18 protein-coding genes are annotated in these 23,868 nt (G+C 58.4%); 5 read left to right on the forward strand and 13 right to left on the reverse strand.

Translation table 11 applies throughout. The features are described from left to right. Positions 1-169 precede the first annotated feature (169 nt). From gluQRS to D9M09_RS03870, 13 genes are all read right to left on the reverse strand, one after another. Positions 170-1,099 (reverse strand): tRNA glutamyl-Q(34) synthetase GluQRS, encoded by a 930-nt coding sequence (gluQRS, locus tag D9M09_RS03835; RefSeq protein ID WP_121668616.1) that lies wholly within the window; start codon positions 1,097-1,099, stop codon positions 170-172. A gap of 126 nt (positions 1,100-1,225) precedes the next feature. After that, the gene (locus D9M09_RS28765; RefSeq protein ID WP_162995560.1) at positions 1,226-2,077 is read right to left on the reverse strand and encodes a hypothetical protein; all 852 of its coding nucleotides are present in this window, start codon (positions 2,075-2,077) and stop codon (positions 1,226-1,228) included. A 508-nt stretch (positions 2,078-2,585) separates the two neighbouring features. After that, positions 2,586-2,786 carry a hypothetical protein gene (locus D9M09_RS03840; protein WP_071650130.1) on the reverse strand — a complete coding sequence of 67 codons (201 nt, stop codon included), beginning with the start codon at positions 2,784-2,786 and terminating at the stop codon, positions 2,586-2,588. Positions 2,787-2,843: 57 nt separating this feature from the next. Continuing rightward, on the reverse strand, positions 2,844-3,266 hold the full coding sequence (locus D9M09_RS28770) for a hypothetical protein (protein ID WP_162995561.1): 423 nt from the start codon (positions 3,264-3,266) through the stop codon (positions 2,844-2,846). A gap of 312 nt (positions 3,267-3,578) precedes the next feature. Beyond that, positions 3,579-4,055 (reverse strand): hypothetical protein, encoded by a 477-nt coding sequence (locus D9M09_RS28775; RefSeq protein ID WP_162995562.1) that lies wholly within the window; start codon positions 4,053-4,055, stop codon positions 3,579-3,581. A 77-nt stretch (positions 4,056-4,132) separates the two neighbouring features. Then, a complete protein-coding gene (locus D9M09_RS28780; RefSeq protein ID WP_162995563.1) occupies positions 4,133-4,573 on the reverse strand; it encodes a hypothetical protein in 441 nt (146 codons plus the stop codon). A gap of 549 nt (positions 4,574-5,122) precedes the next feature. After that, on the reverse strand, positions 5,123-5,578 hold the full coding sequence (locus tag D9M09_RS28785) for a hypothetical protein (protein ID WP_162995564.1): 456 nt from the start codon (positions 5,576-5,578) through the stop codon (positions 5,123-5,125). Further along, on the reverse strand, positions 5,579-10,573 hold the full coding sequence (locus tag D9M09_RS03845) for an RHS repeat-associated core domain-containing protein (RefSeq protein WP_121668617.1): 4,995 nt from the start codon (positions 10,571-10,573) through the stop codon (positions 5,579-5,581). After that, the gene (locus tag D9M09_RS03850; protein ID WP_121668618.1) at positions 10,563-11,867 is read right to left on the reverse strand and encodes a DUF2169 family type VI secretion system accessory protein; all 1,305 of its coding nucleotides are present in this window, start codon (positions 11,865-11,867) and stop codon (positions 10,563-10,565) included. The genes D9M09_RS03845 and D9M09_RS03850 overlap by 11 nt, the downstream gene beginning before the upstream one ends. Before the next feature lie 2 nt (positions 11,868-11,869). After that, the gene (locus D9M09_RS03855; RefSeq protein WP_121668619.1) at positions 11,870-14,011 is read right to left on the reverse strand and encodes a type VI secretion system Vgr family protein; all 2,142 of its coding nucleotides are present in this window, start codon (positions 14,009-14,011) and stop codon (positions 11,870-11,872) included. Between the two features lie 78 nt (positions 14,012-14,089). Continuing rightward, positions 14,090-15,130 carry a type VI secretion system baseplate subunit TssG gene (tssG, locus tag D9M09_RS03860; protein ID WP_121668620.1) on the reverse strand — a complete coding sequence of 347 codons (1,041 nt, stop codon included), beginning with the start codon at positions 15,128-15,130 and terminating at the stop codon, positions 14,090-14,092. After that, positions 15,094-16,935: a type VI secretion system baseplate subunit TssF gene (gene tssF / locus D9M09_RS03865; RefSeq protein WP_121668621.1), complete on the reverse strand. Its 1,842-nt coding sequence runs from the start codon at positions 16,933-16,935 to the stop codon at positions 15,094-15,096. Before tssF ends, tssG begins: the two co-directional genes overlap by 37 nt. Before the next feature lie 78 nt (positions 16,936-17,013). Next, complete coding sequence (locus tag D9M09_RS03870) at positions 17,014-17,826, reverse strand: outer envelope protein (protein WP_080753567.1); 813 nt, start codon at positions 17,824-17,826, stop codon at positions 17,014-17,016. A gap of 451 nt (positions 17,827-18,277) precedes the next feature. Between D9M09_RS03870 and D9M09_RS03875 the strand changes: the two genes are divergently transcribed. From D9M09_RS03875 to D9M09_RS03895, 5 genes are all read left to right on the forward strand, one after another. Continuing rightward, a complete protein-coding gene (locus D9M09_RS03875) occupies positions 18,278-19,792 on the forward strand; it encodes an ABC transporter ATP-binding protein (RefSeq protein WP_121670957.1) in 1,515 nt (504 codons plus the stop codon). Next, positions 19,785-20,861 carry an ABC transporter permease gene (locus D9M09_RS03880; RefSeq protein WP_121668622.1) on the forward strand — a complete coding sequence of 359 codons (1,077 nt, stop codon included), beginning with the start codon at positions 19,785-19,787 and terminating at the stop codon, positions 20,859-20,861. Before D9M09_RS03875 ends, D9M09_RS03880 begins: the two co-directional genes overlap by 8 nt. Beyond that, complete coding sequence (locus D9M09_RS03885; RefSeq protein ID WP_121668623.1) at positions 20,854-21,783, forward strand: ABC transporter permease; 930 nt, start codon at positions 20,854-20,856, stop codon at positions 21,781-21,783. Before D9M09_RS03880 ends, D9M09_RS03885 begins: the two co-directional genes overlap by 8 nt. Before the next feature lie 21 nt (positions 21,784-21,804). After that, on the forward strand, positions 21,805-22,890 hold the full coding sequence (locus tag D9M09_RS03890) for a BMP family ABC transporter substrate-binding protein (protein ID WP_121668624.1): 1,086 nt from the start codon (positions 21,805-21,807) through the stop codon (positions 22,888-22,890). 120 nt (positions 22,891-23,010) lie between these two features. Beyond that, entirely contained in the window at positions 23,011-23,847 is an 837-nt protein-coding gene (locus tag D9M09_RS03895) for an HDOD domain-containing protein (protein WP_121668625.1), read from the forward strand. Positions 23,848-23,868 lie beyond the last annotated feature (21 nt).

Here is a 23,868-nt window from a genome sequence, read left to right on the forward strand (position 1 = left end):
GCGTCGTGATTTGCGGCCTGCGATGCTCATTGTGCTAAAGCACAGCTGCGCTTCTCGGCGGCAACTCACCGCCGCTCGCTACGGTTTTCTTAAGTGTTCGGTTCCAGGCGCCGGCCATGTGCTGGCGCCTGCATTGCTACCCGCCCGGCTCGCGCCGCGGCGGGTTTTTTTATGCGTGCCCGGGAAGGCGCGCCAGCCGCTGCGCCCAGGCGGGAATGGCTTGCCGCCAGAAATCTTCCACGTCGTCGGCGCGCACATCGAGACCGAGGAAGCGGGCCGCCGGCAGCAGCGCCGATGCCAGCAGTTCTGCCGCATCGGTGCCCGTATCGAAGGCGAGGGCGCCGGTCTGCTTCGACAGTTTCTCGCCGTTGTCATTGGTGACGACAGGCACGTGCAAGAAGCCGGGATGAGGCAAGCCCAGCACATCCTGCAGATACAGCTGGCGCGGCGTGGAGTCGAGCAAGTCCGCCCCGCGCACCACCTGCGTGATGCCCTGTGCGCCATCGTCGACCACGACGGCCAGCTGATACGCCCAAAAGCCATCGCCGCGCAGCACGATGAAGTCACCCACTTCGCTGGCAAGGTCTTGCCGCTGCGGACCCGCCCAGCGGTCCGTAAAGCCGTACACGGCTTGCGGCCCCTGCGGCACGCGCAGCCGCCAGGCCCGCGCCGCCTTGCCCGGCGCCAAGCCATGGCGGCAGGTACCCGGATACACGGCGGCGCCAATCTTTGGTCCGCCCGCCTGCAGCACCGAATCCTGAATCTCCTTGCGCGAACAGCCGCACGCATATACAAGGCCATCGTCCTGCAACTGCTTCAGCGCCGCCTCGTACAGCGGCAGCCTGCGGCTTTGCCACGTCGCCTCGCCATCCCACGCCATGCCGCAGCGCTGCAAGGTGGCCAGGATCGCCATATCAGCGCCCTCGACATTGCGGTCGTAGTCCAGATCCTCGATACGCAACAGCCACGTGCCCTGATGCACCTTGGCATCAAGATAACTGGCCATGGCGGCAACGAGCGAGCCCATGTGCAGGGGACCGGAGGGGGAGGGGGCGAAGCGGCCGATGTAGGGAGCGGTGGGGGAGTTCGGAGACGGCATGCTGTGAGTGTAGGCGGTGGTGACAGGCACTGATGGTTTATTGCGCAGGATCGGTAGCTTGGCGACAGCGGCAAGTATCGTGCAGGGCGATGGGCAAGTCAAATCCTGGGTTGTTCCAGGTGCTGCCTAATTGATAATCAAGTGTGTAACGTTATCTTCAAAATATGAAATTTCTTCATTGCAGTAATGCGGGTCATTCAGCTCTCGGAAATGTAAATCCTTGTCGAGTTTCTTCGTTCTGAACTTGTTACTCAGCAGTGCTACAACGCTCCCCTCATCTGGCCAGTTTGAAGAATATATTGCTATCAATGCATTTTCAAAAGAAATTTCATTGAGAAGACAGATTTTTAATCTTCGAGGTAGCTTCTTCAATAAATTCAGCCATTGTATCTCACTTGTTTTTGGGAAAAAAGTATCACTATTTTTTATGGATTCCATTATTCGTTGCTGCACTTTTATCGATTTATCTATATTGATATGTGATTCACAATTATCATTCATTTTCAATCGGATGGGTGATTTTCTGGCTATTTTGTACTGCAAGATTATGCATGATGAGGATGTTTTTATGTCATGTTGTACGATAACGCTTCCCCACGGAAATTGAAATATTATTTCTGATAACCCTTTCATTTTTCCGGGAATGCCAGACTTTCTTTGAATTTTTTTGACTAACGATGATTCACTCACGCCGTTGCCTACAGAATTATTTTCAAAGTAATGCATTATTACGTAATCTATTTCGGGGAAATTTTCTTTTACAATAATCAACTCGACAACGTAATCGCCTACCCATCCATTGATATCAAAAATATACATTCCAGCCCCTGTTGTTGTGGGTTTGGTGTGGAATGTATTGATAATGCTATTTATGAAATAGTTTGTTGGAGTTTTTTTCGATAATGCAATCTCTCCATTGACGAGCAGTAATCCATCAATGAAATCAAAAATATAGCTTGGGATTTCAAATTTTTTCATTCTGTTATGCGGAATTTTGAATGAGGCATCTCGTATGAATTATTACAGTGATTCAGCACGGTTGGTAGAGGCAAATATTGTTCCCCATCGGATCTTCGACGTTCAGAAAACTTGCGTAGGGAGCCTCTACATAATTGACGAAAAAACAGTTTTTTCCAGTCGCTCCTTGAGCGTGTCAATATTTTTCGTTCGTAAAGTGATAGATTGATCGTGCCACCTTTGCTACCTACGCGATGTGCTTGCTCAATTTTTGAAGGATGCATGAATTCTATTGAGAATTTTTTGTTGGACTCGTGTGTCATTGTCAGACGGCGACTGGTGCCTGAATTACACTGAATGATGCTATCCATCGTAATAAAAAATCCGAGATTATCAATGTAAAATTCTTTTGCTTCGTCAAAATTCAGGCAGAGTATTCCTATATTGATAGTGTCTAAAATGTGACTTTTTATGGGTCTCATGGTTATTCTTGCAATAGAGGATAAATACGAAAAATATTATTTTCAAATTACATAAGCCAGGATTTTATTGTGAATAAAAAATTTTCACAGGCTTCATGTTCTTCTTTGAAAAAGCGAAGCCCTGTTTTTATTCCTCGTTCATAATAAAAAACCTCCCAATATCCATTTTTTTCTCTGATGCACAGACTCTCATCCTGAGTCGGATCGCCAATCGAAAAAGCATTTGATGGTATGTTTAAAATTGCCATCTCGTGTCCTATATCGGAAATACTCATATATATGGTAATCTGAATTTAATATTGGTTTTATTGATAGGCGCAAAAAACTGATGTGGTTTGATTATGTGGGTCGTGGCAGGCGTCTATTTTCCCCCACGGCCCTGATTGCGGCAGAACGATGCCAAAATCATCCAGAAACCAGCGTCTCACTCTTCTTGTATATTTTCCTTCTGGTTTAGACTGAAAACCATCCATGCAATTTTCCGGACCAAAATCCCAGCATTTTATGGGGCCATCATCTTTCTCAAAAAAACAAATAACGATTATTCTCAATTTCTTTAGTTTGAAACTTGTTTTGTAGGCGATTACCTCTTCTTCATGCATTACCCATGCTTCCCAGTCTTGATCCATCGAGTGTAGATTTTTTCTTTTCATCCCTCTAAATAAAGTGATTGATTCGTTTGCAGCGAAATATCCATCTTTAAATTTAACATCACGAATTATATCCATTGTCAATGATTTTAATTTTGTGAAATTTTATCAGTTTCTTATTTTCATCAACCAGGCTTATCTTATAGTTTTCTGATTGGGCATAAAAGTAAGCGGAGAAGAAACTTGGATTTATGCAAAAAACATATTTCCAACTCTTCTGATCTGACTTTTCATTGATCAGTAGATTAATTATTTCTGGTGTGATTAGTTTGGCATTCCAAGTATTGGATAGCTTAATGTGGATATCAGTTCCCTTGTTGATTTCAAACTTCATGCTTGACAAAAATTTCTTATGTGGGCAAATAAGAATTTTCATTTTTGTCCTTTGATTTATTGGGTATGAAAATAATGCATATTCCAAAATACGCCAATTGACGCCATTGCTGACTGAATAGATGCTGAAGCTGAAATGCTGCCCCATGGGAAGTTAAATACGGAGAAAGTTTTTTTTGCCTCGTCAGGATTTTTTTTCAACACTTTGGCAAGTAATCTGGCCAGGCTGTTCTTGTCGGATATCAACTGATTTTCCGTCGAGTTGTATCCATATTTTTTGGTATTTCCTCCATCCCACGATAGCCATACACTCTTCATGCAATAATTTTCAAAGATAAAATTTATGCCAAACTCAAACTCATTCAAGCTTCCGCACGTTGATAAATTGTGCACATAAGTGTTTGTTTTATTGTTTTCTATTTCAATGTCATTTTCTTTTGCAAATTTAATAAAATCAGATTCGTTAAGTGGCGCCATCATGATACCGTCTAATAGGAGATAACCATTTCTTGTATCAAAAGATATTTTTTTCATTTTTTAAAACCTTGCCGGATGCCCTGGTTAAGGAGTGATAATATGATAATTCCCAACCGGAAACTATGCGTTGACCGCTAGCGGATTAGATTTTCGCATATCCACTCTAGAGTTTTTGCATAGGAAATATTTCCTTTTTTCCGTTCTTGAGTCGCATCATGAAGAAAAGAGTTCTTTAGTTCCAAAGTTCCATTTTGCGTGACCCACATGCAGATTGAATCAGAGATAGCATGATCTGTATTGGCTTCATCAAGTATTTTTGCCATCATGTGCAAACCTTTCAAAATATGATTTTTTAACATATGGAATTCGGCCACAATCATGCGCAATCTCAGGGATTTGCTTTTTTCGAAGCTATCGAGAATTTTCTCTTGTTCGTGGCTTGGTGAGTTGTGTAGGTAGTAACTAAATACAGGTTCAATATGGCCATTGAAAACGTTGTCGTCGTCGGCAGATACATTGATGGTGATGATGTTTTTGCAATTTTCAACATGGCTGCGTTTGGCGGACTTTGCCATGCTATATCCCAGATAATCCGATGTAGTTCCGCGCAATAAAATTGGTGTTCGAGCGAGCGAGCAAAAAAATCAAGCTCGTTGCTTGTAAGTGGAGCAGTTTTCTTTGCGATAATTTTTCTTCGCAAACTTTTAAGATATTTTGCTTCCAGACGCAATTTTTTCATAGTTAATTATAATGAACTCTAATTCATTGATAGTCTCGTTTTATCTATGATTGTTTGAACTGATGATTTTTCTCGTCTTTTTTGAAATGGTATAAGTGATGGATCTTCCCAATGATGTTTTTCCACCTAGTATTTTTTCGCCGGGTGCAAAATTTGGTACGAAAGTTATTTTAATATCTTCGTTTTTGTCTTGAATATATATTTCAAAATCTGAAATATTTCTTTGTTATTTTTTGAATTCATTCAAAACCACGAGCAATTTTTCAAGATTTTTTCCGGAAATTTTTTCTTCTAAGTTTTCTATGTTGGGTGTATGTTTTTCCATATCTCCATCGGAATAGGAAAGGTTTATTGGAGTACTCTGTTAATTAATATTTATTCTCTATCATATGTTTGTATTTTTGCCATATATTATCATTGTTGAGCAAAGTGATGATTTTTGATCTGCTTTGACTATTATGTATCCCCACGAGAAAGAAAAAAAATCCTCGTACTTAGTCGATGTTTCAGCTGGTTGATCTAGTGATTTTGAAATTAACTTACTTAGATATTTTTTTTCATTGATCATGTCCGAGTGACTGGAGTCATAGCCAAGTCTATTGGTGATTCCATCTGTCCAGATTATTTCAATAATGTAAAGAATTTCATTTTTAAATCTGAGATTTACTCTTGTTTCCAGATTGAGAAATTGAATATTTTGCATGCTATATGTTTCAAATTCATTTATTTTCCCAAAGCTTTCAAGAAAATTTATGTTTTTTATTTCTTTGATTGATGTGTTTTTGTTTACGTGAAAATTCTCATTTATTTCAATATCTCCAGTATTTTTATTTATATTCATTTACGGCCTCGGAAATTTAAATATTTTTGCGTTGGCTTTGAGTTTTGGTATATCTGAATCATCAATAAAGTATTGGTTTCCTCCTCCTGCGCCTAGTAATGTATTTGCCAATGCTTTTCCCGTGCCTGCACAGATATCTTCCGATAGTTTGAATGCTTGAACCTGATCTCTCATCGGTCGCGCCCCTGGAGTGTTTCCGGAATGTGAGATTTGCGTTAAATTATTGTATGCCAATGCGCTTCCATTTGCGGAAATAAGTGTCATTCTGTCGCTGTAATAATTTCCGGGTTTGGGGCCGTACGGATAAAGGGAATATAAGATAGTCCCTTTTTTTAAAACAATATTTGTATATGCATCGACTCCTGGGTAGGGCGGCTTACCTTGCCATTTTGTTGCTGAAGCTGATGGATTTTTACCAATACAAGGATTGCATGGTGTGTTTTTTGCACATTTCTTTGCTAACCCTAATGGGTCACTCCAGCCAGTGGGATTTGGTGCATATGTATATGTATTTAATCCACCAAGCAAGCCAACCGGATCTTGCGTCACATACCTGGCTATATCCGGATCATAGTACCTATAGCGGTTGTAAAACAGCCCCGTTTCCCCATCCTCATACTGCCCCTGAAACCGCAGCGGCTGCTTGATTTCTCCCTCGACGTGCAGCAAGCGTCCCCATGCCTTGTAGCGTCCGCTCCAGACCACGTTCCCTTGCGCATCCGTCAGTTCGCGCGGCGTGCCCAGGTGGTCGCAGTGGTAGTAGGTGATGCGGTCGTGCGCTGCCGCGCCGTCGGCTGCCGCCAAGGTATGCTGCCATGCCGAGGCATGCAGCGCTTCACTGTCCGCCTGTTCTTGCGCAATTGCCGCTTGCAGTTCGGCATCGTGCCGGGTGGCGGGTAAATCCCACTGCGCCACGCGTGGCAGATGTACGGCGCTTGCCTGGCGGCAGGCTGGCGAAGCGATCCTGGCCATCGGCACGAAGCTGTCCGGCTCGTACAGGTATGTGACCGTCTCTTCGTGTCCAAGTTCCTGCGCCAGCGTGTCGCCGTCCCAGACGAAGAAGGTGGTGGTGGCGCTCGTGCGGGCGGGCTGGTCTTTGCTGATGTCTTGCTGCTTGTTCCAGCGCGCTTCTTCTACCCGCTTGGCGATGCGGCGGCTGAAGGCGTCATAAAAGTAGCGGGCGCGGTGGCGCGACTGGCGTTCCGTCCTGCTTGCGTGGCTGAGGCGGTTTTCGGCGTCGTAGTGCAGTTCCAGGTCGCTCCAGGTCGACTCCCTGCCTGGAGGATGGAAGCGCTTGCCGGTGGCGTTGCCTTGCTCGTCGTAAGCGTATTCGGTATCGCCATAGTTGTTCACGACGTTGCCGGGCGCGGGAGCCTTGTCGACCAGATTGCCTGCGGGGTCGAAGGCGAAGCGTTCCGCCAGGCCCGGCTGCACGGCGGCCAGCAGCTGGCCGACGGGATCGTAGGTATAGCTGAGTTTGCCAAGCGGGCCGCCAGCGGTGGCGCCTGTCTGAAAAATGGTTGTCAAGTTGCCTTGCGCATCGTATTCGAAGCGGCGTTCGCGCACGGGGGCGGGTGCGTCGGCGCCGCGCGCCAGGGTCAGCTGGGTGAGCCGCGATTGCGGGTCGTACAGGCGCGTGGCGAGCAGGCCGCTGTTGCCCAGGGTGCGCTGTTTTTCGCGGTGCAGTTTGTCGCGCTCAACATCGACCACGGTCTGGCCTTGCCACAGCACGCCATGCCAGTGGCCGGAACCGTAGCGCAAGGTGTCGATGCGGCGGCCGTTCGGCAGGACCGTCTGGATGCGGTTGCCCAGCTCATCATAGGCGTGCGTCATGACAAAGCTGGCGTCCTGCGCGCGCGGGGCGTTGGGCAGCCTGCCGGCGTCGGGCAGGGATTGCAGGAAATATGCGCTGCGCTCTTCTATCAGCTGGCCCAGCGCGTCGTGGAAGAAACGCTGTTCCGCTTGCGGCGCGGACACGCCCGTCAGCCGCCCCAGCGCATCGTAGGCGTAGCGCACCACGCCATCCGACGTGGTCTTGACTGATAACAAACCGAGCGCGTCGCGCAGCAGTTCCGTGCGTTGCTTGCCGCACTCGGTGGCGCTCAGGTTGCCGGCCTGGTCATAACTGTATTGCGTGCGCTTGCCGTCGAAGCCCGTTTCCGACGTCAGCCAGCCTTCCGTGTGATACGCGAGCCGGTAGCTTTCACCCTTGGCGTTGATCAATTCCGTCAGTTGCAGTGCGGCATCGTAGCGGTACTGCACCGTCTGGCCGATGGCGTCCGTGCGTTCCACGGGCAAGCCCTGGCCGTTGTAGCGGTAGCGCGTCTGCTGGCCGGCGCCATCCTCGTGCAAGACCAGATTGCCGTCCGCATCGTAGGCATACTGTTCCCGCGTTTGATCGGGCGCCGTGAGGCGGATCAGCCGGCCCAGCGCGTCATACTCGTAGCGGGTGGCATGGCCCAGCGCATCGCGGGTCGTTTCCAGCCGACCCAGTGCATCGTAGGCATATTCGCTGGTGTGGCCGGAGCAATCTGTATAGGCGGTCAGCCAGCCCTGGCGGTTGTACTGAAAATGCTTGCTGCCGCCCCTGGCGTCGACCAGTTCCACCAGCTGGCCGCGCTGGTCGTAGCGGTAGCGCGTGACGTGGCCCAGCGCATCGGTGATGCTGACGGGGCGGCCTGCCGCATCGTATTCGCGGCGTGTGATATTGCCCAGCGCATCCGTGAAGGCGACGGGCTGGTTCTGGCCGTCGTAGTCGATGTTGCTGCTGTGCCCCTTGGCATCGGTGCTGCGGGTCAGGTTGCCCGCGGCATCGTAGGCGTAGCGCGTGGCGGCGCCGTTGGCGTCGATATCGGCCAGCAGCATGCCATCGCGGTCCCATTCGCGCCGGCCCAGCGAGGCTGCCTTGCCGTCGGTGACGCGGCGCACTTCGGTGACCAGCCAGTTGGCGTCGAATGTGTATTCGAGGACGCCGCCGTTTTCCGTGACGCGGCTTGTGTCGTTGTCCACGTAATCGATGCGCGTGTGCTCGCTGCCATCCCGGGCGCGCGTGGCGATGGCGCGCGCCTGGTAGCTGTTGGCCAAGCTGACGGGATGGCGCTGCGCCAGTTCCTGTTCGCTCAATGGCGAGCCGCGCCAGCGGGCGCGCAGCGCGTCCAGGCTGATCCATTCCAGTTCGTACGTAAAACCCGTGTAGCTGCTGCACGACATGAGCAGGTGGTGACGATAGCTGTAGCGGCGCGTGTCGCCCAAGGCATTCGACTGGCTGACCAGGTTGTAGCGGGGCGCGAAGGGCGGCTGGCTACCGTCCGTTTCGCTGGCATAGGCGTAGCGGACATGGCAGAGCCGGCTGCCGTCCGCCAGCACTTCGTCAACCCGGCCGATGCTGCAGGACAGTTCTGTCTCGCCGCGCATGGCTTCGAGCACGCTGCCATCGTCGCTGCGCAGGCGCAGCAGTACTTCGCCCGGTTTGGCCTCCATGAAACGGTCGATGCTGATGCCGCGTCCATCGCGCCCTTCGCTGCGCACGAGCGCAAAACGCTGCGTGGCAATCGGCGCGGACGGGGCCAGCATGGCGTTGACGCCGTCGTAGCCGTGCGGCAGCCAGCCGCCTTCAGCGCGCGCGTAGCGGTCGCTGCTGCCGTCGCGCCACAGCACGGTAAAGGTGTCGGCGCCGTCGCGCGTGAGCGTAAAACCTTCCTTGCGGCTATCGTGCCGCTGGCCCGCTTCCAGGCCAGGCAGGCGCAGGGCGCGGCCGCTGTCGTCGTGCAACACGATGCCGGCGTCGCTCAGCGACAGGCTGGTGGTGTAGGGCGTGGACCAGCGCGCGCCCAGCAAGCCCCAGTCTTCGCATTCGGCGCCGGAGCGGTAGCAGCGCGTCCAGGCGATGGGAATGCTGCGCTCGAGCGCGAAATCCGTCTGATACAGGATTTCCTGGCCCGTGCCGAAATGCACGGGCTTGCGGCCCTTGACGGGTTTTTTCGCGGGGCCGCTATCTTTCGGGCAGCAGTCGGACGGCGGCTCCGATTTCGGTTCTTTCTTGCCACGGCTCTTGCCGTCGTCGCCGCCGTTTTTCGGGGGCGGTTTGTCGAGTTTTTGGGGCGGCTTGTCCGGTTTCTTGCCGACCAGCTTGTCCTTGACCTTGTTGATCGTCGGCGCCGCCTTTTTGCCGAGAAACTTGCTCAGTATTTTTCCGCCTGGAACCTTGCTGAATACTGCCGCCTGCAATACGTTGCCGGCGATATTCATGCCGATGTCCGCGGCGGTATTGAGCAAGTCAGGTGTCTTGCCTGTCAATATGTAGTCAGCCGCCTGGTCGAGTACCGTGGCAGAGGCTTCCACTGCCGTTCCACTGGCAACGGTCGCCGTGCCGGCAACGGCGCCTGCTGCCGCCCCCGCTTCCATCGCGGCGGCAACGGGGGCGCCCACTCCCGTTGCCGCCACGCCAACGCCAGCCACGCCCAGCACGGCGCTGCCTGTCAGGACGGCGCCACCCGCGTCCACCAGGTCTTCGGCGGCGTCATGCATTTTCTTCGAGCCATGATCCTTGTAATCGTGTGCAGCTTCCCGTATCGCCGCCTTCAGTTCCTTGAGCACGGGCTTGGCCGCCTCCGCGCCCCGCTCATAGATCTTGCCCACGGTATTGCGCGAATTCATCCATACTTCGCGTCCCATCTGTACCAGGCTGGCGCCGTTGGCGCGGTGGATGGCGCTGGCGACCTTGGTGTCGACCTGCTTGCCGACGGTGCCGCTCTTGATGCCGCCCGCCTTGCCGGCCGCGTCGCCCTTGACTGTGGGAATGATGCTGCGCTGGTGCAGGATGACGGGCTCGCTGTGCGACTTGACGTTGGGCGAGACGTTCTGTGCTTCCGAGAACTCACCGATGATGCTGTAGGGAATAGGTGGCGTGCTGGAGCCGACGGGCGTCTTGCAAATGTCGGGGCTGAGGCTGACGCAATAGAAGCGCGAGGCTTTGGTGACGGTTTCATTCGTCATTGTTTTGACCTTGCCCGGCCGCCTTGCCCAGTGCTTCCTGCGCCTGTTCCAGCAGTTCGATGCGCGCGATCTGCGCCGGCTCCATCACGTGCAGCAGGCGCGACGCGACCTGGCCCGCGTCGGCCGGCACGATGGCGCGCCACACCAGTTCCACGCTGGCCGCCTCAGGATCGATCAGCACCGTATCGATGGCCAGGCGCCAGACGAGCAACTGGTCGTTCTTGTCCGCCAGCAGCAGGCACATCACTTGTTGGGGCAGGGCGAAGCGCAGCACGGTGTTGCCGCGCGGGTCGATGCGGGCCGACGGATGGTCGTGGCGGCACAGATTGGTCAACGTAAATTGTTCCAGTCCCGCCAGGTGCGGGCATTGCTGGTCGGGCGGCGTGCTGTTCCAGTACGCGAAATCGAAGTCTTCCGGTAACAAGGGGACTTCGTCGGCACCCCATGTGTCTTTTTCCACGATGTGTCCGGCCAGTGCGCGGCGCGGCAGCCAGCCACGGCCGATAACGGCCAGCCCCGCCGGCGCGGGCAGCTCTTTGCCGCCCGCGCCTTGCCAGAACTGGGCGGCCGTACATGGCTGCGACGGCTGCGTGATGCGCGGTGCTGGCACCTCATTGATCTGTTTCGCATCCAGGTACCAGTGCCGCGCAAAGCCGCGCCCCAGCGGATTGGCCTGGCAGGTATCATGCTTCGCCGCGTTGCAGTCGTCGGCCTCGATGCGGCATTGCCCGCCATACGCATAGGCATAGTGCAGCGGCAATTGCAGGAACGGTTCCGGCGTGGACAAGTGCCACGGATTGGGCCGAAGCAAGCCCGCCGTGGCGACGCGGGCGCAGCCTTGCGCCAGGCGGGTGAGGATGCTTTTCTTGCGGAAGGCGCGCTCGCCGCACACCTGCAAGGTCTTGTCGATCAGGGTCTTCTTTTTTGACTGTACTTTCAAATTGACGAGAAATTGCGGCATCGCCTGCCCGCGAGGCGCGTGCGCCACGCCATTGACGATCACGTCGCAGCGCGGCTTGTAGGGCGCGAAGTCGCTCTCCTGCACCGTGCCCGCCTGCGTGTCGTCGTGCAAGTGCCGGTCTTCCGTGGCCAGCGGCGACTGGCGCGCCATGGGCAGCAGGCTGGCCACGCCATTGGCGCCGCACGGGCCCAGGGTGTAGCCCATGCGTGCCACCACCACATGAAAGGCCTCGCCAAACTGGTCGACCATGTCGAACTGGCTGGCCGCGTGCGGCGTGCGGTTGTCGAACAGCAGGTTGGGGATATTGAAATGGGCGGTGCCGGCGTCGTTCATCGTCAGCCCGGATTATTGTCGATGTCGTCGCCGTGGATCTGCACCTTGGACCTGCCGCGGATGATGATTTCATCGGCAACCAGTTCAATGCGTCCCGGCGTGATGGTGATGCTGGACGTGCCCACCGTCATCGTGTGCGAATCGGTGGCCGTGAGTGTGCTGTCGGCGCCGACGATGACGCTTTTCGCCAGGCCGATCTGCTCGGCCTGCGCCAGCACGACGGTGGTGTTCATGGCGCCGATGACGGTGGTCTGGTAGGCGGCGCCGATGGTCAGCACCTTGGCCAGGCCGATCGTTTCGTCCTTGGCCAGGGTCACCCGTTCCGAACGGTGGCCGTCGATTTGCACCTGCTCGTTGCCGCCCACGTGTTCGCGGCGGTTGTCGCCGATGTCGATGTGTTCGTCGTGGTCCACACGCTCCCTGCGGTTGTTGTGCACGGTGATGTCTTCATCGTGGTCCACCGTCTCCGTGCGGTCGCGCTTGACGTGCACGGTTTCATCGCGGTCGACGGTTTTGCGCCGGTCGTTGCCGACCCAGTGCGATTCGTCATGCTCGACTTCGATGCGCTGGTCCTTTTCCGCATGCAGCCACAGCTCTTCCGCATCCTTGCGGTCTTCGAAGCGCAGGGCGTTGGCGTGCGCGGCGGAACCTTTTTTTGACGAGCGGCTCAGCATGCCGCTTTGCGTCTTGTTGGCCGGTAGCTCCCATGGCGGCATGTTGCGCGCGTTGTAGACGCAGCCGATGATGATGGGCATGGCGACGTTACCGTCGAGAAATTGGACGGCCACTTCCATGCCCACCCGGGGCAGGCTGATGTGGCCGAAATTCGGGCCGGCCCAGTTCGATATCACCCGTATCCAGGGTGAACTCTTGTCGTCGAAGGTACCGAGTCGGTCCCAGTGGAATTGCACCTTTACCCGTCCGTAACCATCCGTGTGGATTTCCTCGCCGGGCGGCCCGACCACGGTGGCCGTCTGCACGCCGTAGATCTTCGGTTCGCGGCTATGGAAGTTGCGGCCGGGGCGCCAGGGGATGTCACGGGCGATGCAGGTGAATGTGTTGCTGTAGTGAGAGGTGGCGCCGTGTCCCTGCTGATAGTTGTTGCTGGCGTAGTGGTGCACGGACAGGATCAGGTATTCGCTGGCTGCGCTGTCGAAATGCCCGCCCAGGGTGAACCAGCGTCCCGGTTGCGCCGTGCGGTCGTTGCCCTGCGCCTCGAACAGCTGGCCCTGGGCATCGCGCTCTTCCATGCGGCGCTGGGCCAGCTGCTCGCCATCATCGATGTTTTTAAAACCGTAGCTGCCCGTGTTTTCATATACCTCCAGGGCGGGCACGGCGCCTTGCCGGTTCAGCGAGTCGCGGCTGGCGCGGGCGCTGCGCGGATTCTTGAAATTGAAGCTGGCTACCGTCATTTGGCTTGGGGCCATGCGCCGCACCGTGCTCCATTGATGCACGCCATCGTCTTCCAGGGAGCCGGCCTGGTGCTGGAAGGGCATTTCGCTCAGATCGCCATCGATGGGCTTGCCGGTGGTGCTGTCGTCGGACAGCCACAAGGTGTGGCCGTCAAAGCGGTGTTCGTAGCGGTAGTGCCATCCCAGCTGCTCCCAGTGGCGGTGCAGCAGGTTGTGGTCGCTCTCGTTGTGCTGGCATGTATAGGTGATGGCGGGGTCCAGGCCGCTGGCGGCCAGCTTGTAGTCGCGCATCAGGTAGTCATCGAAGACCTTGTCCGTCAGCGCCGCCACCGTCAAGCCGTGGAAGGCGACATTGTTTTGCCGCAAGTGCAGGTGCGACAGCCATGGTTCCAGCACCATTTCATAGAAAGCAAAACCGCCGTCCGTGCGCAGGAAGCGGAATTCGAACACATAGCCATTGAAGTAGCGCAAGGTGCCGTCTTCGCGCACCAGTTCGATGGTCACCATCTTGCCCATCACTTTGTCGAGGGCGATGCAGGCGCCGTCGGACAATACTTCCACCACATAGGAAAAATCGCGCGACAGGCTTTCGCTGGCGGCCAGGCTGTTGGCCAGGAACTGGACGCCGGCAGGGCCGTCGCCATGCGGAAAGTGCAGGCGCAGCAGGCGCTGGCCCTGCATGTCGCCCATTAATGCCGTCCATGCCGCCGTCGTATCGGGGAACTGGCTCATCGTGCATCGCTTCACGTTAGGAATCGTTGGCCGACTGTAGCAATAGCGAACACAAGCGTTTTTGCGCGGCAACAAGATTCAATCGTTGAGTGAGGGCATCAATTGCATTTCGTAATGCATGTCATCGCGGTGGCGCGGCGTTGTTGCATCGCCGAGGAAACTGTTGCGGCCGAGGCCAGCTTGCCCGGTGGCCGTCAACGCCATTCCCCGCACATCGCTGGCGCGCAGCACCAGCACGATGTCGTAGCGCACGAGCGGCTGGCGGAACAGCGTCAGCATGTGCCGCAGCGCCGCGCTGGCCGGGGCGCGCGGCAGGAAGCCGGCGTGCTGTTCCGCGGTGAGCGGGCCGAGGCGCAGGCGTACGGCCAGGTCGGGCCGGCGGCAGCGCTCGCCGACGGTGGCGCGCTGGCCCAGCACGGCGTTTGCCATGCCCAGCGCCGTTTGTTCGCGCGGCGCCAGCACGTCCATGGCGCCCGTCGCCTCGTCGATATGGCAGGGCACGCCGAAGTGGTCGGCGAGGATGCGCGCCATGACGACGGACGAGATGTTGCGCTGCTGGAGCAAGCCGCTGTACAGGCCGGCGGCGGCCTCGTCCTGGCTTGGGCGGCATGCGGCCAGGGCCAGCAGGCGCGTCAGGAAGTCCCCGCTGTGGCCGGCTTGCTCGATGCGGTATTTTTGCCAGGCCTGGTAAAACAGGACGACGGTGCGGCTGGAAAACAGGTCGAGAAAAGCGCGCGGGCTATTCTCTCGTTCGCTGTACTGGTGGGCGGCAATGCGCTCCGAGTAGTGGCTGGGCAAGCAGCCCTGGCAACCCAGCAGGCCCATGAAGGCGGGCGTGATGTGGATATGGTGTACATGACCCGACAGCAGCGCTTGCAGCAAGGCATCCGCATCGGCGATCCCGCTTGTCGTGAGCGTCTCGACCTGGCTGGCTGGAAAGCGCAGCGAGACGCTATTGTCGAAGCGCATGACCTTCGCCAGCGCCGTGTGTTCATCGATGCCGTGTTCGGCCAGCCAGGCCAGCAGCAGGCGCAGCGCCTGGAAGCACTCGAAGCGCTGCGGCGCGTCGAGCAATTGCTGGATCACGCTGGCGTGGCGTCGGCGCTGCGTTCTGGGCATCGTAGGATTTCCTCGCCGCTGCGATGGGACAGCAGCGTCAGTTGGCTAAAGCAGTTGAGCTGGCTGTTCAGGGCGAAGTAGCGCTGCAGCACCTGGGCAAAAATAGAGATGCTGGTGCCGACGAAGGCTTGCTCGTCAATGCCCAGGCGGATGGCGATGCCGGGCATCAGGGTGGGAAACGGTAGCGTTGGCATCCACGCGCGCGTGCTGCCGTGCTCGAGGGTGACGATGCCCTGGATCAGCCGTTGCGTGGTGGGCGAGCGGGGCAGGTCGTACAGGCTCAGCATTTTCTGGAAGTCGCCCAGGCCAGCCTGCGTCAGGCTCGAGTAATTGAGCGACAGGTGCGCAATCAGGCGCCAATGCGTGTCCGCCAGGAAACGCATGCTGGGCGTGGGCTTGCGCAGGAAGCGCGCGGGGATGCCGTCGGGCACGTCCTCGGCCAGCAGGTCGCCGCCGGGCAAGCCGTAGTGCAGTTGCGTGGGCAAGTCGCGGTTGCTGCACAGCAGCTGCGTCGAAACGGTGGCGCAGGCCGCACTGCCCGGCGAAAACTGCGGGTCGATCAGGCTCAGGCGCATTTCATGGCCGGGGCTGACGTCCGCCACGGCTTCGTCGCGGCGCGCCAGCCAGTATTGGCCATGCTCAGTCTGAGAACCTTGCAGCGTGGCATACAGCGGCAAGAAGGTGCTCAGACGCTCGCCGGCCTCGTCCTTGCGCACCAGGGTGACGGTCTCGATGCTGTGGATGTCGTAGGCAAACGCATGCGTGGCATCGGCCACCAGCGCGTAGTCGGGCTCCGTGTGCGTGAGGCGGATCGGCACGCCGGACTTGGCAAACAGGTTGACGACGGGCGTGCAGCCTGGCAGCAGGTTGTCGCGGCTGACGCCGGAGAGCAGGCGCGCCTCGTGGCTGTCGCTGCGCACGCCTTTGAGCGGCAGGTGCAAGGTGAACTGGCGGCACTGTTTCGGCAGCAAGGCGGCCAGCAGGGACCAGGCGACGTCGATGAAATGGAATTTTTCCGGGAAGGAGAAATACTCGGTCAGCAGGCGCAGGGCCGGGTGCGAGCGGGCGGAAACGGGGATCAGCGCATCGTCGTCGGCATAGCCGGCCGGCGCCAGCGGCATACCGTCGACGGCCAGCCACGGACTGTGTTCGTCCAGCGCTACATACGCGCCCGTGCTGCGCAGGAACAGGGCGTCGAGCAGGGCCGCGCGCACGGACGGTTCGCCATCGGCAAACAGGCGCAGGCTGGACAAGCCGGCCTGGTCCAGGCGGTAGTTGTCGCTGCTGCTGGTGAACTGAATGCTGAGCAGGGCGCTGGCACCGTCGGGCAGGTGCAGGCCGGGCGGCGCGTCGATGAGCGGCGAAAAATGCAGGCGAGAAATAGCCAGCGGTGCCAGGGTCACGTCATACGCGCTGGTAAATTTGCAAGCGACGCCCTGCACCGGCTGCGAGCGCAGCACGGTGCCGCGCGCCACATGCGCCACCTGGGCCAGCTGGCCGCCGCCCGGCGCTTCGTCTGCCGCGATGCGCACGATGGAACATGAGGGAAACGGCCGCAGATAGTGCGGGTACAAAGTTTCCAGCAGAGAATTGGTGAATTGCGGATAGGCGTCGTCGAGGCGCTTGGCGACTCTGGCCGTGAGCAGGGCGACGGACTGGATCAGGCGCTCGACGTGCGGGTCTTCGCACGTCTCGCCGGCGATCAGCAGGCGCCCGGCCGCTTTCGGATAGCGGCTGGAAAACTCGCGCGTGTACTGGCGGAACAGGCCCAGCTCACGCTCATAATACGGCAGCAGTTGTTCCACGGTCGCGCTCTCCGCCAGCAGGAAAGCTTCATGCTGGCATCAGGCGCGACGGTGGGTGTTGATGAGAAACAATGATTCTTAGAAATGGTATTCCGCGCGTATCATCGGCGTCTTCGCCGTCTGGCCCACGTTGCCCGTGGTGGCGGGCGAGTTGCCGAACTTGTTCTTCCAGTACTGGTATTCGAGGCCCACGCGGAAGGTGTTCTTGGCGCTGCCCAGGGCCGCGCCCACGTCGTACATCACTTGCATGTCGATATTTGTTTCCACGGCCGTGTCGCGCCCCACTTCATCCTTGCCTTTCGAGTCGATGAGGTTGAAGAAACCTTCGAACGAGAACAGCGGCGACAAGGGGATGGCCCAGGCGCCCGTCAGCATGGCGTGCGTTTTATACGTGTAGCGGCCCGTCACTTGCGAGATGGGCGGGAAGGCGCCGCTGGGGGCGTTGCTTTCGCGCAGCAACAGCAGGCTGGTGTTGAAGAAGCCGGGCACGTCCCACATCAGGGTCGGGCCGGCCACCAGCATGCGCTTGCGCGAGTTGTAGCCGACGTCATTTTTCGTGTTGACGTCGAAGCCCAGGGTCACGCCGACGCCGCGCACGGGGCCGAACTTGATGTCGCTGCCGCGCACCTTGCCGATGTCGATGGTGTTGCGGTACACCAGGTAGGCCTCTTGCGCGCCGGACGTTTTACCGAGCGCGCCGGGGTCCTTGCTGTCGGACATCAGGAAGTCCAGGTTGACGAAGTTGCTGCCGTATTTGTAGCCGCTGGCGTGCGTGATGGCAAAGATGTTTTTCTTGATGTCGTCCGGATTGAACGGCTCGCGGTAGTCATTGCCGGCGCGCCAGCTCAGCGCGGTATCGCTCCATTCGGCAGCCTGGGCGGTCGCGCCCATGCCCAGGGTGGTAGTGAGGCAGAGCAACAGACAAGGTAGGGTTTTTGGCACTTTCGGCTCCTGATGGCGGTGTTGGAAAACGGGAACTGGGATGGCTGGGTGCAGGGGGGAACCCACTGGCGCGCATGTCGCGCTGCGGTGTGGCATTGCGCGCCGTTCAATCCATGATGCGAGAAGCGCAGCGCTGGGCGATATGTCTTATCTGCATACTTACTATCAGTTCTTGCATATAATCATCGCACCTTCTCAGCCTTGCGGGGCAAGGCGGCCGCTGTAAAGCTGATAATTTTTTTCAAAATTGTATACAGGTGTTGTTTTTTTGTGGAAATAGAAATGCGCGCCGCCACACCATCCCCCAAGCGCCGCGGATGCCGATAGGATAGAGACAAGAGCTTGAATTTTTCCACCGGCGATGATGCCGGCGACCCCGCAGCGAGGCACGAAAAAAACAATGACGGCACGCCTGGAATTACACGACATCAGCAAGCGCTATCCGGCCGTGGTGGCCAATGACGGCATCGACCTCACCGTCGCGCCCGGACAAATTCACGCCGTGCTCGGCGAGAACGGCGCCGGCAAATCGACCTTGATGAAAATCATCTACGGCGCCGTGCAGCCCGATGGCGGCCGCATCGTGTGGAATGGCCGCGAGGTCGAGATCGCCAACCCGTCGGCCGCGCGCGCGCTGGGCATCGCCATGGTGTTCCAGCACTTTTCGTTGTTCGACACTTTGACGGTGGCGGAAAACATCGCCCTCGGCTTGCCTGCCGGCACCAACATGGCGGAGCTGGCCCAGCGCATCGAAGACACAGCGCGCCAGTACGGCCTGGACCTGGAACCGCAGCGCCACGTGCACACGCTGTCCGTCGGCGAATGCCAGCGCGTGGAAATCGTGCGTGCCTTGCTGGCCAAGCCGCAACTGCTGATCCTCGATGAACCGACGTCCGTGCTGACGCCGGGCGCCGTGGAAAAGCTGTTCGCTACCCTGCGCCTGCTGGCGGCCGAAGGCTGCAGCATCCTGTACATCAGCCACAAGCTCGACGAGATCCGCGCCCTGTGCCATACGTGCACCGTGGTGCGCGCCGGCAAGAACGCGGGCGTGTGTGACCCTTCGCAAGAGTCGGCGGCCAGCCTGTCGCGCATGATGATCGGCGCGGAGCCGCCCGCCGTCACGCGCGTCGCGCGCGCGCCCGGCGCGGCCATGCTGAGCGTGCGGCAGCTGGATTTGCCGAAGAGCCATCCGTTCGCCACGCAATTGATCGACATCCATTTCGACGTGTGCGCGGGAGAAATTGTCGGCATCGCTGGCGTGTCCGGCAATGGCCAGCAGGAATTGCTGGCCGCCCTGTCGGGCGAGGACCTGCGCGCGGCGCCCGCCAGCATCGTGCTGAACGGCACGCCTGCCGGCCGCTTGCCGCCGGGCCGCCGGCGCGCCCTCGGTTTCGGCTTCGTGCCGGAAGAGCGGCTGGGACGCGGCGCCGTGCCCGACATGGGGCTGGCCGACAACGTCTTATTGAGCTTGCAGACCCCCGCCACCATCCGCCACGGCTTCCTGCGCCGTGGCGCGATCGCGCAGCGGGCGGCCGCCATCATCGCCCGCTTCCAGGTGAAGGCGGGCGGGCCGCAGGCGCTGGCGCGCAGCCTGTCGGGCGGCAACTTGCAGAAATACATAGTCGGACGCGAAGTCATGCGCGAGCCCACGGTGCTGGTGGTGGCGCAGCCGACCTGGGGCGTGGACGTGGGCGCGGCCGCGCAAATCCGCGCCGAATTGCTGGCGCTGCGCGACGCCGGTTGCGCGCTGCTGGTCGTCTCGGAAGAACTCGATGAATTGTTCGAGATCAGCGACCGCCTGCTGGTGATGGCAAAAGGAAAAATTTCACCGTCGCTGGACGTGGGCGAGGCCAGCGTCGATCTCGTTGGGCAATGGATGAGCGGGCTGTGGCCGCAGGAGGCTGCCCATGGCTAAGTTTGCCTTGCGTCTGGAAGCCCGTCCTGCACCGTCGCGCCTGATGTCGTGGCTATCGCCCGTGCTGGCCGTGCTGCTCACGGTACTGTGCGGCGCGCTGCTGTTTGTTGCGCTGGGACACGATCCGCTGGCGGGCCTGGCCGTGTTCTTTGTCGAACCCTTGCGCGACGCGCACGGCTGGTCCGAGCTGGGTCTCAAGGTGGCGCCTTTGCTGCTGATCGCCGTCGGCCTGGCCATCTGCTTTCGCGCCAACATCTATAACATCGGCGCGGAAGGACAGCTGACCCTGGGCGCCATCTGCGGCGGCGCGGCGGCCTTGTACCTCGACGATGGCGTGGGGGGCGCGGCCATCATCGGCATATCCCTGCTGGCCGGCATGGCGGGCGGCATGGCGTGGGCGGGCCTGGTGGCCTGGCTGCGCGATCGCTACAACGCCAGCGAAATCCTCGTCTCGCTGATGCTCGTCTACATCGCGCAATTGCTGCTCAGCTATCTCGTGTATGGCGTGCTGCGCGATCCGGAAGGATTTAATTTTCCGCAGTCGAAACTGCTGTCGGACGGCTTGCTGTTGCCGATGGTGATCAGCGACACGCGCTTGCACGTGGGCATCGTATTTGCCTTGCTGGCCTCGCTGGGCGGCTGGCTGTATCTGTCGCGCAGCATTGCCGGCTTCCGCCTGCGCGTGGGCGGCATGGCGCCGGCCGCCGCCCGCTATGCGGGCTTTTCCTCGCGTAAGACCTTGTGGTCGTCCTTGCTGATCTGCGGCGCCCTGTCCGGCTTGGCGGGTGCCTGCGAAGTGCTGGGACCGATGGGGCAGCTCACGCCCACGGTCTCGCCCGGCTACGGCTTTGCCGCCATCATCGTCGCCTTCGTGGGGCGGCTGCATCCGGTCGGCGTGATTTTTTCCAGCTTCGTCATGGCCCTGTTCTATATCGGCGGCGAACTGGCGCAATCGCGCCTGGGTTTGCCCAGCGCCATCACGGGCGTGTTCCAGGGCATCTTGCTGTTTGCCTTGCTCGCTTGCGATGTGTTGATCCAATACAAACTGCGCTGGAGGAAACATGGATAACCTGGCCCTGACGATAGCGCCTTTGATTGCCGCCAGCATCAATGCGGGCACGCCGCTGATGCTCGCCGCGCTGGGGCTGCTCGTCAATGAAAAGGCGGGCGTGGTGAACCTGGGCGCGGAAGGCATGATGCTGGTGTCGGCCATTACGGGCTTTGCCGTGGCCGTCAACACGGGCAGCCCCACCCTGGGCTTTCTGGCGGGGGCGGGCGCCAGCATGGTCCTGTCCGGCTTCTTTGCCTGGCTGACCGTGTGGCTGGGCACGAACCAGTACGCGACGGGCCTGGCCTTGTCTCTGTTCGGCGCGGGTGCGTCCACGTACATCGGCTTGAAGTATGTGGGCAACAGCTTGCAGAACGGCCGCTTCGGCATCCCTTTATTAGAAGACATTCCCGTGCTGGGGCCGGCCCTGTTCCGCCAGCATCCGATGGTGTATCTGTCGCTCTTGCTGTGCGTGGCCATCGCCTGGTTTCTGTACCGCACGCGGGCAGGATTGGTGCTGCGCGCCGTGGGCGAGTCACCGTCTTCCGCGCATGCGCTCGGCTATCCCGTGCGGCGTATCCGCCTGGCGGCCGTGCTGTTCGGCGGCGCCTGCTGCGGCCTGGCCGGCGCGTTTTTATCGCTCGTGTACACGCCGCTGTGGGTCGAGGGCATGGTGGCGGGACGCGGCTGGATCGCGCTGGCGCTGACGACCTTTGCCACCTGGCGTCCGGCGCGCGTGGTGGGCGGCGCCTACCTGTTCGGCGGCATCACGATATTGACGTTCCACGCGCAGGCGATGGGCGTGCCCATCGCGTCGCAGCTGCTGTCGATGCTGCCGTATGTGGCAGCCATCGTCGTGCTCGTGCTCATTTCCAGCAATGCCAATTACATCAAGCTCAACATGCCCGCTTCGCTGGGGAAAAATTTCAATCCCGGAAATTAATCACTGACCACAAGGAAAATCATGTCCAAGAAACTATTGTGCGCCGCCGTCTGCAGTGCCACGCTGATGTCCGTCATGCCCGCCATGGCCGCCGCCCCCGCGACTGCGCCGCTGAATGTCGGTTTTGTTTACATCAGCCCCATCGGCGACGCGGGCTGGACCACCCAGCACGATCAGGCGCGCAAGGAAATGGAAAAGGCGCTGGGCAACAAGATCAGCACCAGGTTTGTGGAAAACGTGCCGGAGAGCGCCGATGCGGAACGGGTGATCCGCGACCTGGCGCAGACGGGCAGCAAGCTGGTCATCACGACCTCGTTCGGCTACATGAATCCCACCTTGAAAGTGGCGAAACAATTTCCTAATGTGAAGTTCATTCATCTGACTGGCTACAAGACGGCCGTCAACGTGGCCAACACGAATGCCCGTTTCTACGAGGGCCGCTACCTGGCCGGCGTATTGGCGGGCAAGATGAGCAAGACCCACGTGGCCGGTTATGTGGCGGCGTTCCCCATCCCGGAAGTGTTGCAGGGAGTGAACGCCTTCACGCGCGGCATGCGCAGCGTCGACCCGAAGGCGGAAGTGAAAGTGGTGTGGGTTAATAGCTGGTTCGATCCGGGCAAGGAACGCGACGCGGCCATCACCCTGATCGGCCAGGGCGCCGACGTGGTCACCCACCACACGGACTCGACCGCCGTGGTGCAGGCGGCGGAAGAGAAGGGCAAGTATGCGATCGCCTACCACTCGGACATGAAAAAGTACGGGCCGAAGGCGCAGCTGGCCGCCGTCACCCACCATTGGGGCGACTACTACACGAAGCAGGCGCAGGCCGTGCTGGACGGCACGTGGAAGTCCAGCAGCACCTGGGGCGGCATCAAGGATGGCATGGTCAAGCTGGAAGGCATCAATGCGGCCGTGCCCGCCGACGTGAAACAGTTTGTATTGGCGCGCGAGAAAGACTTGGTTGCTGGTAAGCTCAATCCTTTCAGCGCGCCGATCAAGGATAACGATGGCAAGGTGCGCCTGGACAAAGGCGTGCTCGACGATGCGGCGCTGACGAAGATGGATTATTTTGTCGAAGGCGTGGCAGGGAAAGTTTCCGGAAAGTAATAGGGTTGCGTATAAACTTGCTGTAATATTGCCGGAAACGGGAGCCAGGCCGGGGATACATGCGCGTTCCCGGCCCACCCACACAGCAGAGCCTAATAGGCCCGTACCGGAGATTGACCCATGGACAGACTGGAAGTATTCAAGATTATCGCGTTGCAAGCGAGCAAGGGCGAGCTGACGTTCCCCGCCAACGTCAAGGCCACCTTGAAGCTGCAGGAAGCGCTGGACGACCCCGATTGCCATATCGAAGCGGCCGCCCGCATGGTCATGGCCGAGCCGCTGCTGTCGGCGCGGGTCGTGGCATTGGCCAACTCGGCCGCCTACAACCGTTCCGGCAATGAAATCGCCAATGTGCGCGCAGCCGTTTCGCGCTTGGGCTTTGCCACCTTGAAATCGATGGTGGCATCCGTCATCGTGCGCCAGTTGGGCAGCCAGATCACGGACCCGCAATTGCGCGCCAAGGCGGCCAGGCTGTGGGAACATACGGCCCACGTGGCCGCGCTGAGCCAGGTGATCGCCCGGAAAGTCACGCACGTGGATGTGGAAACGGCCATGTTTGCCGCCATCGTGCACGAAGTGGGCGGCTTTTATCTGCTGTCGCGCGCCGAGGAATATCCGGGCTTGCTCGATGACAATACCGAAGACTGGATCGAATACGGCGAAAAGCTGATCGGCCGCGGCGTGCTGCGCCAGCTGCAAGTGCCGGACATGGTCTTGCAGGCCGTGGAAGGCATGTGGCACGGCGGCAGCACGTTCCCGCCCCGCACCCTGGGCGCGACCCTGGTGCTGGCCAACGATCTGTCGCCCGTCGGCTCGCCCCTGCACCCGCCGGAAAGCGCCGAGCGGCGCCAGGCGGCGGCGAAGATCGACTTCGGCATCGGCGGCAGCACCCTGCACACGATACTCGAGGAATCGGCCGAAGAGATCGAATCGCTGGCGGCCGCCTTGCTCGTGTAATTTACTCGGCCATGACATCCC

The organism is Janthinobacterium agaricidamnosum, from assembly GCF_003667705.1.
In the GTDB taxonomy this organism is placed as follows: Bacteria; Pseudomonadota; Gammaproteobacteria; order Burkholderiales; family Burkholderiaceae_D; genus Janthinobacterium.

What these genes read in the sequence shown, in the direction of transcription:
- gluQRS (WP_121668616.1), bottom strand. Translation starts at nt 1,099, where the DNA reads ATGCCGTCTCCGAACTCCCCCACCGCTCCCTACATCGGCCGCTTCGCC.
- D9M09_RS28765 (WP_162995560.1), bottom strand. Translation starts at nt 2,077, where the DNA reads ATGAAAAAATTTGAAATCCCAAGCTATATTTTTGATTTCATTGATGGA.
- D9M09_RS03840 (WP_071650130.1), bottom strand. Translation starts at nt 2,786, where the DNA reads ATGGCAATTTTAAACATACCATCAAATGCTTTTTCGATTGGCGATCCG.
- D9M09_RS28770 (WP_162995561.1), bottom strand. Translation starts at nt 3,266, where the DNA reads ATGGATATAATTCGTGATGTTAAATTTAAAGATGGATATTTCGCTGCA.
- D9M09_RS28775 (WP_162995562.1), bottom strand. Translation starts at nt 4,055, where the DNA reads ATGAAAAAAATATCTTTTGATACAAGAAATGGTTATCTCCTATTAGAC.
- D9M09_RS28780 (WP_162995563.1), bottom strand. Translation starts at nt 4,573, where the DNA reads ATGGCAAAGTCCGCCAAACGCAGCCATGTTGAAAATTGCAAAAACATC.
- D9M09_RS28785 (WP_162995564.1), bottom strand. Translation starts at nt 5,578, where the DNA reads ATGAATATAAATAAAAATACTGGAGATATTGAAATAAATGAGAATTTT.
- D9M09_RS03845 (WP_121668617.1), bottom strand. Translation starts at nt 10,573, where the DNA reads ATGACGAATGAAACCGTCACCAAAGCCTCGCGCTTCTATTGCGTCAGC.
- D9M09_RS03850 (WP_121668618.1), bottom strand. Translation starts at nt 11,867, where the DNA reads ATGAACGACGCCGGCACCGCCCATTTCAATATCCCCAACCTGCTGTTC.
- D9M09_RS03855 (WP_121668619.1), bottom strand. Translation starts at nt 14,011, where the DNA reads ATGAGCCAGTTCCCCGATACGACGGCGGCATGGACGGCATTAATGGGC.
- tssG (WP_121668620.1), bottom strand. Translation starts at nt 15,130, where the DNA reads ATGCCCAGAACGCAGCGCCGACGCCACGCCAGCGTGATCCAGCAATTG.
- D9M09_RS03870 (WP_080753567.1), bottom strand. Translation starts at nt 17,826, where the DNA reads ATGGGCGCGACCGCCCAGGCTGCCGAATGGAGCGATACCGCGCTGAGC.
- D9M09_RS03875 (WP_121670957.1), top strand. Translation starts at nt 18,278, where the DNA reads ATGACGGCACGCCTGGAATTACACGACATCAGCAAGCGCTATCCGGCC.
- D9M09_RS03880 (WP_121668622.1), top strand. Translation starts at nt 19,785, where the DNA reads ATGGCTAAGTTTGCCTTGCGTCTGGAAGCCCGTCCTGCACCGTCGCGC.
- D9M09_RS03885 (WP_121668623.1), top strand. Translation starts at nt 20,854, where the DNA reads ATGGATAACCTGGCCCTGACGATAGCGCCTTTGATTGCCGCCAGCATC.
- D9M09_RS03890 (WP_121668624.1), top strand. Translation starts at nt 21,805, where the DNA reads ATGTCCAAGAAACTATTGTGCGCCGCCGTCTGCAGTGCCACGCTGATG.
- D9M09_RS03895 (WP_121668625.1), top strand. Translation starts at nt 23,011, where the DNA reads ATGGACAGACTGGAAGTATTCAAGATTATCGCGTTGCAAGCGAGCAAG.